This window comes from Abyssisolibacter sp. ZYX002 (assembly GCF_056892235.1).
In genome coordinates this window covers 572,332-587,340 of sequence record NZ_JARMXH010000002.1, presented here as the reverse complement: position 1 = coordinate 587,340, position 15,009 = coordinate 572,332, and the positions used below count along the sequence as shown (strand labels likewise).

Annotated in this window: 13 protein-coding genes; 12 read left to right on the top strand and 1 reads right to left on the bottom strand. The window is 31.1% G+C overall.

The window, feature by feature from the left end; genetic code table 11:
• Positions 1-33: 33 nt before the first annotated feature.
• From P3X86_RS08765 to P3X86_RS08745, 5 genes are all read left to right on the top strand, one after another.
• Positions 34-1,623, top strand: a complete 1,590-nt coding sequence (locus tag P3X86_RS08765; RefSeq protein WP_483292295.1) for a BCCT family transporter — start codon at positions 34-36, stop codon at positions 1,621-1,623.
• A gap of 277 nt (positions 1,624-1,900) precedes the next feature.
• Positions 1,901-3,040 carry an acyl-CoA dehydrogenase gene (locus tag P3X86_RS08760; RefSeq protein ID WP_483292294.1) on the top strand — a complete coding sequence of 380 codons (1,140 nt, stop codon included), beginning with the start codon at positions 1,901-1,903 and terminating at the stop codon, positions 3,038-3,040.
• 28 nt (positions 3,041-3,068) lie between these two features.
• A complete protein-coding gene (locus P3X86_RS08755) occupies positions 3,069-3,848 on the top strand; it encodes an electron transfer flavoprotein subunit beta (protein WP_483292293.1) in 780 nt (259 codons plus the stop codon).
• Positions 3,849-3,866: 18 nt separating this feature from the next.
• Entirely contained in the window at positions 3,867-4,889 is a 1,023-nt protein-coding gene (locus P3X86_RS08750) for an electron transfer flavoprotein subunit alpha/FixB family protein (RefSeq protein ID WP_483292292.1), read from the top strand.
• Between the two features lie 296 nt (positions 4,890-5,185).
• Positions 5,186-6,055, top strand: coding sequence for a radical SAM protein (locus P3X86_RS08745; RefSeq protein ID WP_483292291.1), 870 nt, complete (start codon positions 5,186-5,188; stop codon positions 6,053-6,055).
• Positions 6,056-7,125: 1,070 nt separating this feature from the next.
• Here P3X86_RS08745 and P3X86_RS08740 read toward each other — a convergent pair.
• A complete protein-coding gene (locus P3X86_RS08740) occupies positions 7,126-7,500 on the bottom strand; it encodes a winged helix-turn-helix transcriptional regulator (RefSeq protein ID WP_483292290.1) in 375 nt (124 codons plus the stop codon).
• 228 nt (positions 7,501-7,728) lie between these two features.
• On the opposite strand from P3X86_RS08740, the gene P3X86_RS08735 reads away from it, so the two are divergent.
• The 7 genes from P3X86_RS08735 (at position 7,729) to P3X86_RS08705 (ending at position 14,554) form a co-directional block, all read left to right on the top strand.
• Positions 7,729-8,463: a hypothetical protein gene (locus tag P3X86_RS08735; RefSeq protein WP_483292289.1), complete on the top strand. Its 735-nt coding sequence runs from the start codon at positions 7,729-7,731 to the stop codon at positions 8,461-8,463.
• 432 nt (positions 8,464-8,895) lie between these two features.
• Positions 8,896-9,702 carry a lysophospholipase gene (locus P3X86_RS08730; protein ID WP_483292288.1) on the top strand — a complete coding sequence of 269 codons (807 nt, stop codon included), beginning with the start codon at positions 8,896-8,898 and terminating at the stop codon, positions 9,700-9,702.
• A gap of 15 nt (positions 9,703-9,717) precedes the next feature.
• On the top strand, positions 9,718-10,587 hold the full coding sequence (locus P3X86_RS08725; protein WP_483292287.1) for a radical SAM protein: 870 nt from the start codon (positions 9,718-9,720) through the stop codon (positions 10,585-10,587).
• Positions 10,588-10,697: 110 nt separating this feature from the next.
• A complete protein-coding gene (locus tag P3X86_RS08720; RefSeq protein ID WP_483292286.1) occupies positions 10,698-12,122 on the top strand; it encodes a copper amine oxidase N-terminal domain-containing protein in 1,425 nt (474 codons plus the stop codon).
• Between the two features lie 194 nt (positions 12,123-12,316).
• Positions 12,317-13,135 carry an undecaprenyl-diphosphate phosphatase gene (locus P3X86_RS08715; protein WP_483292285.1) on the top strand — a complete coding sequence of 273 codons (819 nt, stop codon included), beginning with the start codon at positions 12,317-12,319 and terminating at the stop codon, positions 13,133-13,135.
• Between the two features lie 18 nt (positions 13,136-13,153).
• Positions 13,154-13,588, top strand: a complete 435-nt coding sequence (locus P3X86_RS08710; RefSeq protein WP_483292284.1) for a DMT family transporter — start codon at positions 13,154-13,156, stop codon at positions 13,586-13,588.
• Between the two features lie 360 nt (positions 13,589-13,948).
• The gene (locus P3X86_RS08705) at positions 13,949-14,554 is read left to right on the top strand and encodes a hypothetical protein (RefSeq protein ID WP_483292283.1); all 606 of its coding nucleotides are present in this window, start codon (positions 13,949-13,951) and stop codon (positions 14,552-14,554) included.
• Positions 14,555-15,009 lie beyond the last annotated feature (455 nt).

The following is a 15,009-nucleotide window of genomic DNA, read 5'->3' as shown; positions in this document are numbered from 1 at the left end:
TGACGGCAATATTACTGAGTAGGAGGGATTTTTTTGGCAAAACAGGGTAATAAGAACTTAAGTTTATTTGATAAGTATGAAGTGGTTCTTATGATATTGAGTATATTAGTCATAATTGGTATTGTTACAGGACTTACACTATATCCTGAGCAAGGTAAAGAAGTTGCAAATACAATATTAAACATATTGACTAATACATTTGGATCACCGATGCAGTTGTTTACAGTATTTATTCTATTGTTCTTAATTTGCATATCTTTATCAAAGTATGGGGATATAAGATTAGGAAATGAGAAACCACAGTTTTCAACATTGAGCTGGGTTGCAATGATGTTTTTCTGTGGTAACGGTGCAGGAACTGTTTATTGGGCATTTCTTGAGTGGGGGCATCATTTTAATGCAGCTCCACAGTTAAATGGTGTAGTAGTTAGTGAAGCAGTAAATTATGAGTTGTCTATGGCATATACATTCTTTGATTGGGGTCCATCGGCTTGGGCATTATTATGTGTATTTGTGTTACCTTTTGCTTATCATTACTACATAAAAAAAGATAGCGAGCTTAGATTTAGTGTTCTTTGTAAATATGCACTAGGAGAAAAAGCAGTTAAGGGTGTATTTGGTAAAGTTGTAGATTTTATTTTCATATTTGCAGCAGTTGGATCAATAAGCATAACCGCTGGAACATCAGCGTCTACGGTTTCATCTGCAATAGCTGATTTATTGGGTATACCTCACACGTTTATGCTTACTGCTATGGTACTCATAGGAGTTGCACTTTTATATTCTGCTAGCTCACTAGTAGGAATAGAAAAAGGAATGAGAAGAATATCAGATTCAAATGTATATATGTGCATGATGTTATTAGGATTCATTTTAATTGCAGGTCCAACACAACATATTATAGATTCTATAGTAAATTCAATTGGTATATTAGCTACAGAGTATCCAAGAATGAGTTTATGGACTGATCCGATAGCAAGATCAGGTTATCCTCAAGGATGGACAGCGTTCTATCTAGTTTACTGGCTGACATTTGGGCCTTTCACAGGATTGTTTGTAGCTAAGATATCTAAGGGTAGAAAAATTAAAGAAGTTATAGCCAATATGTTAATAAGTGGTTCGTTAGGATTATTGCTGTTCTTCGGTATCATTGGAGGATATCAACAGTCATTGAGAATCAAAGGTATTTTAGATATACCTAAAATGCTACTTAATGGACAGGCTGAAAACATAGCTACTGCGACAATAAATACACTTCCGTTTGGTAAAATTGTAATGGTTGTATATCTATTTGTAATAATATTATTCTTAGCAACTACGTTAGATGCTGCATCATTTACACTATCATCAACAGTATCTAAAAAACTTAAAGCAAATCAAGAACCAAGTAAATTTATAAAATTTGTTTGGTGTATAGTGTTGGTAGCTATTCCGATAGCTGTGTCATACATTGGGACAGATATCAATACGATTAAATCTATTGTACTTTCCACTGGATTACCTCTAGTAGTGATATTAGGTATAATCTACTATGGCTTCTTACGAGAATTGCGCAAAGATTTTGGAAATGTATCGCGTGAAGAGATTCAGAAAATGGGACAACTAAAAGAAACAGCAAAATAAAGATAAAGAATGAATGAAGGAACCCACCACAATATATACAGTATTTATATAGTCAAAAATAAGTTTTTGGCTATGTAAATGCTCATAGTAACATAGATAGTCATAGTATCAAAAAGGGTACTATAAAACAAAAAAGTGCGTACTTGCACAAATGAAATATACTAGTTAGAATTATATTAAATAATTTGAAAATAGGAATTTTAGATAAAGACTATTGACTTGTTTAGCAAAGTGTAAAATGAAGATTAACTCAAATCGAAACGTAGGAGGTAAGTAAATGAACTTTGAATTAACTAAAGAACAAAAGTTAGTTGTACAAGCTGTAAGAGAATTAGCAGAAAATGAAATAAAACCTATTGCTGCAGAAGCTGATCAAACAGGAGTTTTTCCTATGGATCAATACAAACAGATGGGGAAGATGGGGTTACTAGGACTACCATTTTCAACTGATTATAAAGGAGCAGGTGGAGATTATTTATCATACATTCTTGCAGTAGAGGAAATTTCTAAAGTTGATGGATCATTAGGAATATCTTATTCAGTGCAGACATCATTATGTATGGGAGCAATAAACGCTTTTGGTACAGAAGAGCAAAAGAAAAAATACCTTCCGGATTTATGTACGGGTGAAAAAATTGGATCATTTGGATTAACAGAGCCTAATGCAGGAACAGATGCATCTGGAGTTCAAACTATAGCTGTAAAAGATGGAGATCACTATATATTGAATGGACAAAAGTGTTTTATAACAAATAGTCCGATAGCAGATACATTTGTTATATTTGCAATGACAGATAGAAGTAAAGGGACTAGAGGAATATCAGCATTTATAGTTGAAAAAGAATATGCAGGAATCTCTATAGGAAAAATAGAGGACAAAATGGGTATAAGATCATCTCAAGTTGGTGAAGTTGTACTTGAAGATTGCAGAGTTCCAGCAGAAAATTTACTTGGAAAAGAAGGTAAAGGTTTTGGAATGGCCATGAAAACTCTTGATGGAGGAAGAATTGGTGTTGCAGCTCAAGCATTAGGTATTGCTGAAGGTGCATTAGAAGAGACGATAACATATATGAAGGAAAGAAAGCAGTTTGGAAAGCAACTTTACAAGTTCCAATACTTAGCTTTCAGAATGGCTGACTTAAAAGCTAGAATTGAGCAAGCTAGATATCTTGTATATAAGGCAGCTATGGATAAAAACAATGGGAAACCATACTCAGTATCTGCTGCATTAGCAAAGATGACAGCATCAGATTGTGCAATGTATGTAACTACAAATTGTGTTCAGATGTTAGGCGGATATGGATTTATTAAAGATTATCCATTGGAGAGAATGATGAGAGATGCTAAGATAACACAAATATATGAAGGAACAAATGAAGTTCAAAGAATGATAATATCAGGAGATATGTTTAGATAACATAAATGATAAACAAGGAGGGTAAATAATGAATATTGTAGTTTGTGTAAAACAAGTACCAGATACAAACGAAGTTAAAATAGATCCAGTAAAAGGTACATTAATAAGAGCTGGTGTGCCATCAATAATGAATCCAGATGATAAAAATGCACTAGAAGAGGCATTGAGATTAAAGGACGAAAATGGAGCTAGTGTTACTGTTATCACTATGGGACCTCCTCAAGCAGAAGCTGTATTGAGAGAAGCTATTGCTATGGGAGCTGATGATGCAGTATTGATCACAGATAGAGCTTTTGCTGGCGCTGATACTTTAGCGACTTCAAATGCATTGGCAGGTGCTTTAAAGAAGTTAGACTTTGACATAGTATTTGCGGGAAGACAAGCTATAGATGGCGATACAGCGCAAGTTGGGCCACAGATAGCAGAGCATTTACAGCTTCCTCAAGTAACATATGTAGAGCAAGTAACAGTAGATGGCAAGTCACTAAAAGTTAGAAGAGCATTAGAAGATGGTTATGAGATGTTGGAAATTCAAACTCCATGTCTTTTAACTGCAATAGATACTTTAAACAAACCAAGATATATGAATATGACAAATATTTTTGAAACTTTCAAAAAAGAAGTTAAAATCTGGGATGCAGAATTTATAGATGTAGATAGAGCACTTTTAGGATTGGGAGGTTCTCCTACAAAGGTATTTAAATCAATGACTAAAGAGCCAAAAGGGCAAGGAGAGATTGTTAACTTACCACCTAAAGAAGCAGCAGCTTTCGCTATTGCAAAATTAAAAGAGAAACACTACATTTAGAGACTAGGAGGGATAGATATGAATTTAGCACTATACAAAGGTGTTTGGGTTTTTGCTGAACAAAGAGATGGACAAATACAGAAAGTTGCATTAGAGCTACTAGGCAATGGTAGAGTTATAGCTGATAAATTAGGAGTTGAACTTACAGCGGTTCTTTTAGGTAATAAGATAGAAGACCAAGCTAAAGAGTTATTAGCATATGGTGCAGATAAAGTTATATATGTTGATGACGAGAATTTGGCTAGATATTCTACTGAATCATATACAAAAGTAATATGTGATTTAGCAAATGAAAAGAAACCAGAGATAATATTTATTGGAGCAACAAATATAGGTAGAGATTTAGGACCAAGAGTATCTGCAAGATTGGCGACAGGATTGACAGCAGATTGTACAGGTTTAGACATACAAGAAGAAACAGGACATTTATTAATGACAAGACCAGCATTTGGTGGTAACTTGATGGCTACAATCATTTGTACAGACCATAGACCTCAAATGTCAACAGTTAGACCGGGTGTTTTCGATAAGTTGTCAAGAGATGACTCGAGAATGGATGAGTCAAAAATAGAAAAAAGAGTAGCTACGCTAACAGACAAAGAAATGAGAGTTAAAGTATTAGAAGTTGTTAAAGAACTCAAAGAAGTAATCGACATTAGTGAAGCCGAAGTTCTAGTAGCAGGAGGTAGAGGAGTCGGAAGTAGTGAGAATTTTGCCAAGCTACAAGAACTTGCAGATGCTTTAGGTGGAACTGTGGCTGGATCAAGAGCAGCAATAGACAATGGTTGGATTGACCATGCATTACAAGTTGGTCAAACAGGAAAAACAGTAAGACCGAGGATATATGTCGCATGTGGTATATCAGGAGCTATACAACATTTAGCTGGTATGCAAGATAGTGATTTTATAATAGCTGTTAACAAAGATGATCAAGCACCTATTATGAAAGTAGCAGATTTAGGGCTTGTTGGAGACTTAAATAAAATAGTTCCAGAGCTAACAGCTCAGATAAAAGAAAAAAAGTTAGCAATGAATGCTTAACAGCATATTGACTATACAGATTTAATGAGTTACAAATAAACAGCTGACAAGCAAGCGGGTGATTTATCTGATTAAATATGCTTAGTTAACTGGAATAATATCAACCCTTTTAAGTGTTTCAGAACAAAGCATAATAGAATAACTTCTATACAAAAAACTAAATAGTTATGTAATAGAATAATTAGGACTGCTTCTATTTAAGCAGTCCTTAGCCATTTAAGTAAATAAAGTTACTAATATGGAAAATAAGCTACCCGTAGGTAGTGAAATAAATTAATTAATAAGGAGAGTTAGATATGAGATACGAGGGTGCTGTATATAGACCACCTAGCGAAGCAAGAAGCCTTATAATACAGGTAACAATAGGGTGCTCGCATAATAAATGTACATTTTGCAGTATGTATAAAGAGAAAAATTTTAGAGTGAGAAAACTTGATGAAATAATTGAAGACTTAAAAGAAATGAGAGAATATTATAAAAACGTGAGAAGGATTTTTCTTGCAGATGGAAATGCATTGGTTTTAAAGACAGAAGACTTAAAAAAGATACTAGTAAACATAAAAAATCTATTTCCAGAGTGTGAAAGAATAGGTATATATTCAGCACCAAAAGATATCTTAAGAAAGTCAGTAGAAGAACTAAAAGAACTACATGAACTAGGTTTAGATATAGCATATCTAGGTGTAGAGTCAGGTAATGATGATGTGTTGATAGATACAAGAAAAGGAGTAACCTCAGAGCAAATGATAGAAGCAGGGCAGAAGATGGTTAAAGCAGGTATAAAACTATCAGTGATGATAATATCTGGACTTGGTGGTAAAGAAAAATGGAAACAACATGCCTTAGATTCAGCTAGAGTAGTAAGTGCTATTAATCCGCATTATGTAGCACTACTTACGCTATTGATAAACAAAAACACTGAAATGAGCGATAAAATAGAAAAAGGCGAAATGAAGCTTCTTTCTCCAAAAGAAACCATGTTAGAAACAAAGCTGTTCATAGAAAACCTTGAACTTAAAAACTGTGTATTTAGAAGCAATCACGCTTCAAATTATGTAGTGCTTGGTGGAGTTTTACCTCAAGATAAGAATCTATTATTAGAACAAATAGATGAATCTCTAAAAGAGGATTTTGATTATAAAGATGAGTTTTTGAGGAGGTTTTAGCAAAGCAATTCAATAGCTAAGCCAATAGAACTATGAGCAATCACAAGACCTCTACGGATATGAACAACCTATAAATGAACTAGAAGAACAAGGGTCATGCTTTGCAGTGTGGCTCATTATTTTTGTGTGGAAGCATTAAATAACATTTGCTTAACCCTGCGAGAGTAGTGTTTCTTGACTATATTAATGATGTAGAAACACTACTCTCAATGTCGTTTACAGCAAATGTTATTTAGCTTCTAGTAGGTTTGCTGGTTGTTATTCTTTAGGGTAAGGCGTTGGAGTGCGTGAAAAATACCTATTGTAAAGAATGGTTCATTGGTGAAGGGAAACCAAAGATAATCTTTAGTGCAGTAGAGAAGCTGTTTCTAATGATTTAAGTAGAAGCTTTGAAGAAACAGCTCCTCAAATTTACCTACAAGATATCTTTCGCTTTCCCTTGTGACTTTACTTGTTGTAATTTTTATTAACAAAATGGTGAGTAGCCATATTTGATGGTAGAAATAAGACCTACAGAGATAAGCTAAATCACTAATAAAACAACCAATCAAGTTACAAAGAAGCATATCCGTTTTTCTGGAGAGCGACTTTAGAGTGCGTGTTCCTCCAACGTTTCTAAATAATAAAAAGGAACACGTACTATACGGAGTCCGTAAGAAATTAGGATAGGCTTCCACCAATATATGATGAGTAACCAAGAACTAGAAGTTTTTTATCTTAGCATGACTCTAAAGAAAGATACCAAAAACACTTTGAAGCTGAGATTGTTTTTCGAACGCGACATTGGAAGTTGTAATTTAATATTAATATAATCAAAAAATTACAGCTTACGCAGGGTAAGAAAAACAATTAAAAAGCTGAACCATAAAGTAACGACCAACTACAAGACCCACAAAGATAATCCAAAGAAACAGTATAAATAATAAATAAAGTTACAAAGAAGCATATCCGTTATTCTGGAGAAGCGACTTAGAGGGCTTATTCCTACAACGTTTTTATATAAATAAAAGGAATAGGACACCTATTAAAAAGGATAGGTTCCACCACCAGATAAAAAATCACCAAAAACTCTAAACATTCTCCCCATTATTGTTATAAGCACTTAAATCAACCTCAACATCAAAATTATCAGAGTAATTTAATCCCCATTTAAACATCATTCGCAAAACTGGAAGCACAGTTTTACCATATTGAGTTAATTTATATTCAACTTTTGGAGGGACCTCTGGATAGACAGTTCTTGTTATTAGCCCATCAGATTCAAGTTCTCTCAATTGTTGAGTCAGCATTTTTTGAGTTATACCAGGTAATCTTCTTTTAAGCTGACTAAAACGAAGAACTTTTTCACGCAATTGCCATAGTATAACACTTTTCCATTTACCTCCGATTAAATCTATAGATAGAGATAACGGACATTGATAAACCTTATCTTTTATCTTTGACATAATTAAAACCTCCCTATAGTTTCAAAACAATACTATATATCAATTTGATACAATCATTCAAAATATACTATACAGCATAATAAAGCATGTTTATTATCAAATTATATCATGTATAGAGTGCAAATCAAAGATTGAATTATACAATATTATTAATTGTAATCAATGAAACAAAATGTAATATATGGTACAATAATCTTATACAAATTAAATTTTAAGGAGTGGCTAAACTTGAAAACAGATGTGACAAGCATAAGTGACAACACTGTTTTAAACATACAAGAAGTTTATAATCTTATTCAAAATTATAAGTATGAAGAAGCGTTTTTATTATCATCACAAATAATGAAGAGAGGTGATAGTGGAGACCAATTATTTCATGAATGGGTTAAAGCTCTAGCCGAATTTTATTCATGTGATAAAAAAGAAGCAGCAATTGATTTGCTAGAAAAAGTAAAGCCTGAAAAAATTGAAAATGTAATTCACTTTAGGATAATTAATTCTTTAATGGGTTTTTACATTGAAATTGGAGATGAGCAAAATTTCTTAAAGTACAAGGAGAAATTAATACATAATCTTCATTTACTAAATATTAGTGAAGTGAGCATTATAATTCTTGGTAATATTGGTAATGGGTATTATGAATTTAAAGATTATTCAAATTCATTAGATTTTTGCAATAAAACAATAGCTGTCGCACAAAAACATTATTTATTTGATTTTAGATTCTTTAAAATTATGATGATAAAAATAATGAATCTATTTTACTTAGGAAAATCTGAAAAAGCTATAGAACTTAAAAAAGATTTTGAATCATTACTCAAGTTAACCGACAAAATGAATTTTATGAAATATTTAGATAAAGCTATGAATAACTATTATGAATGGGTAGATCAAAATAAAAAAATAAACAAAGATTCTTTAAAAAAAACCACTATGTTTCGTCTTTTTCATTATTGTATTTAATCATATAGACATTTGTAGTTCTTTATTGATTTTCCCAATCATTGCTTCAGTTTAATGCTTTTTATTTATATTTTAAAGAGGTGTCGAAAAATAAAAAAATCTTATAAAGAAAAAGAGAGCAGAAATATGATATGCTCCCCTTATAGTAGACAGATTAAATAATAAAAAATCTACTATAAGGAGGAGTGTATTTTTATGAAGTTTTTGGATATAAGCAAAGGAGCTAGACTTTAATAGACTTCTAAACCAGTATAAATTAAAGGGTATAATCCAATTATGATGGTTGCCTTAATTGTTTACTAGAACATAAGTGGTATACGTAGCATTGATGATACTTGTAAAAGAGATATCTGTTGCCCTTGCACATATTATTTATTATTGATATGATTTTTGCTATATTATATAGTATAGTTAAATATTGAGGTGAGACATATGAATCAGTCAAAAGTAACAAAGCTAAAAATAATAAATAAAAATGACCTAAAACTTAATTGTGTGATAGATATGGTAGAAAAACCAATTGCAATATTGATAATAGTTCATGGTTTTGGAGAATACTTAGAAAAATATGATCATGTAAAAGATGTATTCAATAACCTTGGGTATGGAGTATGTAGATTTGATATAAGAGGGCATGGAATGTCTGAAGGGGAAAGAGGACATTTGGAATTATTTGATGATTTCATAAAAGATACGGATGATATAGTTGATTATATAAAAAGAGAATACGAGGGGATACCAATAATTATGTTAGGGCATAGTATGGGTGGATTAATAACAGCACTTTATGGGATAAAGCATGGTGATAAAATATTAGGTCAAGTTCTTTTAGCATCGGCAACATCAGAGCCAAAACAGTCAAGAGGAATAAAAGGAAGAATACTTAAATCAATAAACAGATTTGTGCCTAAAATTAAAATCAAAAATCCCGTTGCTAGAGATGAATTAGAATTAAAGAGTGTTACACTAAATTTTTATGTTCAGTTTTTAGTACATGCTATAACAATGTTGAACAATAATTTAAATAAATATCGCTGTCCATGTTTTATAATGCACGGAGAAGAAGATAAAATAATAGACAAAAATGCTTCTATAAAGTTTTATAGTAATATATCATCACAAGATAAAGAAATCAAAATTTATGAGGGAATGAAACATGTTTTATTGAAAGATATATATGAAGTATACCAAGATATACATATATGGATTAGCAAGAGAATAAACTACAAAGAAAATTAAAGGAGAATATATTATATGAGATACGAAGGTGCAGTGTATAGGCCACCTAGTGAGGCAAACAGCTTAATTATCCAAGTTACTATAGGGTGTTCCCATAATAAATGTACATTTTGCAGTATGTATAAGGAGAAGAAGTTTAGAGTAAGAGAGCAAGACGAGATACTCGAGGATTTAAAGGAGATGAGAGAGTACTATAAGCATGTTAAAAGGATTTTTCTTGCAGATGGAAATGCACTTGTTTTAAAAACAGAAGTACTAAAGAATATACTTTCTAATATAAAAGAGATTTTTCCAGAGTGTGAGAGAGTAGGTGTGTACTCAGCTCCAAAAGATATATTAGGTAAATCAGTAAACGAATTAAAGGAGCTACATGAATTAGGCTTAGATATAGCTTATCTAGGCATAGAATCTGGCAATGATGAAGTATTAAAGGAAATAAATAAAGGGGTAACTAGCCAGCAGATGATAAAAGCAGGGCAAAGAATAGTTGAGTCAGGGATAAATCTTTCAGTCATGATAATTTCAGGTCTCGGAGGAACAAGTAAATGGCGAGATCACGCTATTGATTCAGCAAAAGTAGTAAGTGCTATCAATCCACAATATGTTGCACTACTTACATTACTGATAAATAAAAGCTCTGAAATGAGTGAAAAAATAGAAAAAGGTGAAATGAAACTTCTTTCTCCAAAAGAAATTATGTTAGAAACTAAAATGTTTATAGAAAATCTTGAGCTTGAACATTGTGTATTTAGAAGTAATCATGCTTCAAATTATGTTGCATTAGGCGGAGTTCTTCCACAAGATAAAGGCATATTATTAACGGAAATAAATGAATCTCTTAAAGAAAATTTTGATTATAAAGATGAGTTTATGAGGAGATTATAGATATATTGTTTGCAATATAGATACAATTGGATTTAATCAGTTTGTAATATAAACATAATATATCCCGTGATATACTATTATTGTAATTATTAGAAAAGGGATGGTGAAAGATGATAAAAAAAATATTTATAGTTGGAGTAGTTGTATTGCTTGCTTTTATACTAGCTACAATGAGCTTTGGAGGGTCTGATTTTTATATAGTGCATGACGATCAAGATTACATATATTTAAAACAAAATAATCAGATAACAAAGATACATAAAAGTTTATATCATGATAGAGAATACATGACAAAGCAAGAACAAATTGATGTGTTAAATGAAGCTAAAAAACCTAGAAATTCAGAGAGACAAGGAGAGAGTGTGCCGGATGAAAATATAAAAATTATAGACAACATATTATATCATAATGAGATTAAAATAATGGACATTGGTGAGTATATTGACTATAATAATCGATTTTATGAGATATATGAAAACGACAGCATTGCTAGTGAGACTAGAGATAAAAAGATAGATGCAATTAACGAGGGCAAGAGACTTAAAGTAATAAAATTTACAACTAATACGCAAAAAGTTAAGAAAAGTCCAATAAAAGTTTCAGTTTACAGATACAAAATAAATGAAGAGCAAATATTATATAAAATTAGTACAAGTGCCGCGATGTACAACGATTACTCAGTTGCATTAGCTGATATTGTGCTAACAAATAAGACAGGTGATACGATAGCTAAGTTTCCTAGTCCAGAAGGATTTGGTGCTAGAAAATGTTTTGTTAATGATAACGGGATCATTTTCCTTTACGGAAAAATCCACTATGGAGGTATTCACAATGATGGTGGGTCTGTTTTTAAAATAGCTTATAAAGAAGAAACGAAACAATACACAATGAAAAATATAAAAGATAGTTTTGATTGTGAAAAATTGAGGATGTTAGGAATATACGAGGGTAAAGCTAAATTTGTATCATTAGTAGAAGAAGGCCTTAGATTTTATGAGATGGGCAAAGATGGCAAAATGGTTAAATTAAATAATACAGTGCCAAAAGAATATGACACTGATATATACTACGGCTGCTATATAGATATAGAAGGAGAAATATTCTATATAGGTAGAGAAAGTAATAGATTGACAAATAGTACTACAGGAGATTTCACCAAACTAAGAAATTATACTAGAGTAAAATTAGATAATGATTTCGTTTGGTTTAATGAAAAGTATGGATTCCCTTTTATAGATGAAAATGATAGAACCCAAGTTCCAATTAGAGTAGTTATGGAGAAATTCGGAGCAACAGTAGAGTGGAATAATGAAAAGAGAGTAGCAATAGTTAAGAAAGATAATATAAAGATAGAAATTCCAATAGATGAAAAATACATACTTAAAAATGGTGAGAAAATTTCAAACGACACAAAAGCTTTGGTAAAATTGGGAAGAACTTATTTACCAATTAGAGTGGTAATGGAAGCTTTTGGATGCGAAGTGAAATATGATAAAAGGTCTAATATAGTAGTTATAAAGACTTGTTTGAATTAGTTAAGTTACATATATATTATGATTTGTGATAAAGTAAAAATAAAGAACTCCTTTCCTGAAAAGAACCATATAAGTAGAAAGGAGTTTTTTATGATTTATGTTAAATTTATATGAGTCATATTACTTGTTCATTGAGTAGTTAAATGGTATAATCTAAACGGTAATCATAAATGACATAAGAAAGGAAGCGTGACATGAGTTTTGTAGAGATATTGAAAGTAATAATATTAGGAGTAGTAGAAGGAATCACAGAATGGCTTCCAATAAGCAGTACAGGACATATGATTTTAGTTGATGAACTTATAAAGCTTGGGGTCAGCAGTGCATTTAAAGAGATGTTTTTGGTCGTTATACAGTTAGGGGCTATATTAGCAGTAGTGGTACTTTATTTCAAGAAACTATTTCCCTTTTCATATAAAGGGAGGTTGCAGGTAAAGCATAGTATAATAATACTTTGGTTTAAAATTATAGTTGCATGTGTACCAGCTGCAGTTGTAGGATTATTATATGAGGATAAAATAGATAAGTTGTTTTTTAACCATAAAACAGTATCAATTACATTAATTATTTATGGTATTTTATTTATTTTGATTGAAAGATTTAATAAGAGCAAACCTAAAATAGTACGATTACCTCAAGTAAGCTATAGGGTGGCGTTGTTTATAGGTATATTTCAGTTACTAGCACTTATACCGGGTACATCAAGGTCAGGTGCAACTATAATAGGTGCAATATTACTTGGAACATCTAGAACAGTAGCAGCTGAGTTCACATTCTTTTTAGCAATACCAGTTATGTTTGGTGCAAGTTTACTAAAAATATTAAAATTCGGATTAGCGTTTTCAGGGAGCGAGCTAGCAATCTTATTTATAGGGATGTTTACAGCATTTATCGTGTCAATACTAACTATTAAATTCTTAATGGGATATATCAAGAAACATGATTTTAAGGCATTTGGATGGTACAGAATAGTATTAGGTATAATAGTCCTAATTTATTTTTACATAAACTAAAAAAGGCATGGTGTAAATATGGTATTTGGGATAATATATTCAATAATAGCAGGAACGTTGATAAGTGTACAATCAGTGTTTAATGCTAGGCTAGGAGACAAAGTAGGTGTAATAGAAGCTACTGCTATTGTTCATGGGGTAGGATTAATAGTAGCTATCGCACTTGCAAGTTTCTTTGGTGATGGAGATATCAAAAAGATAACACAGGTAAATAAGCTATACCTCATAGGAGGCGCACTAGGAGTAATGATTATATTTTCTATTACAAAAAGTATAGGAATACTAGGAGGATCTTTTTCTATTACAATACTGTTAATAGCACAACTAATAACAATAACCGTTATAGATTTATTAGGGTTATTTGATACTCCTAAGGTCCAATTTGATTATACAAAACCACTAGGAATATTTATAATGATAGTGGGGATTGTAGTCTTTAAATTAAAGGGATAAAATATGAAGCTATAAAACATACATAAGTTGATTATAGTACACAATAGAAAAATGGCTATTTAAGACCTAAATTAAAGGTCATTTTTTTATGGGTAAAATGTCAATGGAACAAGCTTTTGGGTAATTTACTCTTAATTTGATTTTCAGAGAGGGAAGCAAGGGGGGAGTATAGAATATAATCCTTATCAGATAGACCAAAAATGTTTTCGGTACTTATTATTTTGGGGTTAATATTTACTCAGAATGTAATAGTAGTTTAAATCCTTACTGGGGTAATGAAGATACATATAAAGAACGAACATTTAAATTTGATGTTGTAGAAAAATAACATACCAAGATTTAATGATAGGAAGTGAGAGTATGAAAAAACAGTATAAGATTTTAATCTCAATAATGGTAGTCATAATACTTATTTTATGTTCACTGAAAATTATAGACAAACGAAAAATAAGAGAGTATGAAAATTATCTTACGTATAAAATACAAGAAGAATTTAAAGGATTAGATTCATATTTTATGCATTCGTATAATATATTAAATTCTATAGAAAATGGTGAAGAAATCCCAGTTGAATATGTGCGAAAAGTTTTGATTGAATCAATGCATATTTTTTTATATGAGCTTCAAAAGATGGATCAGTTAGTAACATTATCTGATGAAAATAATAAAAATATTATGAAAAAGAAAAATTGGGATTGTAATATAGATTATATAGAAACAATTTTTGAACATAGCTATAAAAGGTTTATAAAGGAAGGGACTGAAAAAGTAAGTAAAGAAGATTTTATTGATAAAAAAGCTATAAATGATTATTACCATATTGTCAAAGATTACATCAAATATAAAACTGAAAAATATGACAATGATAGTGATGATTTTAGATTTATACTAGAATTTAAATTCAAAGATAATTCATGGATTTATTTCTATAATGACGTTAACCAAATAATTTACCAAAAAATTTAAAACTTCTATACGTTATATATAAAATCGAGAAAGGATATTTAATCTTATCTCGATTTTATATTTTTTCATCTAAATACACTATCGTATAGTTTTTTTATGCTAAGTTGTTTTAATTTGAAACCGATACTATTGTCACTATTAGATAAATTATATTGCTACTTTAATGGCGTAAACTGTAATTTTTTTACCCTAATTTCATTGCCCTAAATATTTCAACCAATAGAGTTATTAGGGAAAATAAAAGATGTTTCTTGTCGGCGAATTTGAGAGGGCATTTATACAAAGCTTCTATATAATTATCTACTGAGCCAGTAAGATTATCTTTATTTTCCCTTTTACCAATGAATTTCTCTTTACAATGAGTTTTTCTTACTTACTCCAAAGGTTTACCCTAAAGAAGAATAATAAATAAACCTACTAGAAGCTGAATGACATTTGCTGTAAACGACATTGAG

What these genes read in the sequence shown, in the direction of transcription:
- P3X86_RS08750 (WP_483292292.1), top strand. Translation starts at nt 3,867, where the DNA reads ATGAATTTAGCACTATACAAAGGTGTTTGGGTTTTTGCTGAACAAAGA.
- P3X86_RS08705 (WP_483292283.1), top strand. Translation starts at nt 13,949, where the DNA reads ATGAAAAAACAGTATAAGATTTTAATCTCAATAATGGTAGTCATAATA.
- P3X86_RS08730 (WP_483292288.1), top strand. Translation starts at nt 8,896, where the DNA reads ATGAATCAGTCAAAAGTAACAAAGCTAAAAATAATAAATAAAAATGAC.
- P3X86_RS08725 (WP_483292287.1), top strand. Translation starts at nt 9,718, where the DNA reads ATGAGATACGAAGGTGCAGTGTATAGGCCACCTAGTGAGGCAAACAGC.
- P3X86_RS08710 (WP_483292284.1), top strand. Translation starts at nt 13,154, where the DNA reads ATGGTATTTGGGATAATATATTCAATAATAGCAGGAACGTTGATAAGT.
- P3X86_RS08740 (WP_483292290.1), bottom strand. Translation starts at nt 7,500, where the DNA reads ATGTCAAAGATAAAAGATAAGGTTTATCAATGTCCGTTATCTCTATCT.
- P3X86_RS08755 (WP_483292293.1), top strand. Translation starts at nt 3,069, where the DNA reads ATGAATATTGTAGTTTGTGTAAAACAAGTACCAGATACAAACGAAGTT.
- P3X86_RS08745 (WP_483292291.1), top strand. Translation starts at nt 5,186, where the DNA reads ATGAGATACGAGGGTGCTGTATATAGACCACCTAGCGAAGCAAGAAGC.
- P3X86_RS08715 (WP_483292285.1), top strand. Translation starts at nt 12,317, where the DNA reads ATGAGTTTTGTAGAGATATTGAAAGTAATAATATTAGGAGTAGTAGAA.
- P3X86_RS08760 (WP_483292294.1), top strand. Translation starts at nt 1,901, where the DNA reads ATGAACTTTGAATTAACTAAAGAACAAAAGTTAGTTGTACAAGCTGTA.
- P3X86_RS08720 (WP_483292286.1), top strand. Translation starts at nt 10,698, where the DNA reads ATGATAAAAAAAATATTTATAGTTGGAGTAGTTGTATTGCTTGCTTTT.